At 72.0% G+C, this 624-nt stretch carries 1 protein-coding gene; it reads right to left on the reverse strand.

Going from position 1 to position 624, the window contains the following annotated elements; translation table 11 throughout:
- Positions 1-624: condensation domain-containing protein (locus KHO41_RS41060; RefSeq protein WP_211958898.1), on the reverse strand; the 624-nt coding region annotated here is incomplete at both ends.

Raw genomic sequence — 624 nt, forward strand, 5'->3', positions numbered from 1 at the left:
CGCCGCCTCGCGCACCTGCTGCACCAGCTGCGCCAGCGTCATGCGCCCCGACACCCGCGCGCGCAGCACCTGGCTGTTGACGAACAGGCCGACCAAGCCTTCGGTCTCGACCCGCTGGCGGTTCGCCACCGGCACGCCGATGCGGATGTCCTCCTGCGCGCTGTAGCGGTGCAGCAGTGCGTGATAGCCGGCCAGCAGCAGCATGAACACGGTCGCGCCCTGCGCCTGCGCGCCCTGGCGCAGCGCGCCGAGCAGCGACGCCGGCAGCGCGAAGCTGTGGCGAGCGGAACGGTAATGGCCTTGGGCGTGGCGCGGATGGTCGGTCGCCAGTTGCAGTACCGGCTGCTCTGCGCCCTCTCCGCCCAGCTGCGCGCGCCAGTACGCGAGCTGCCGTGCCTTCTCGCCCGCCTCCAGCCAGTTGCGCTGCCACACCGCGTAGTCGGCGTACTGCACCGGCAGCTCGGCCAGCGCCGGCGCTTCGCCTGCCGTCCGCGCGCGGTATTGCGCCGTGAACTCGTCGACGATCAGCTGCACCGACCAGCCGTCGGAGACGATGTGGTGCATCACCACCACCAGTACATGCTCCCCGGCAGCCAGCCGCAGCAGGCCCACGCGCAGCAGCGG

The organism is Cupriavidus numazuensis (assembly GCF_905397435.1).
GTDB classification, from domain to species: domain Bacteria; phylum Pseudomonadota; class Gammaproteobacteria; order Burkholderiales; family Burkholderiaceae; genus Cupriavidus; species Cupriavidus numazuensis.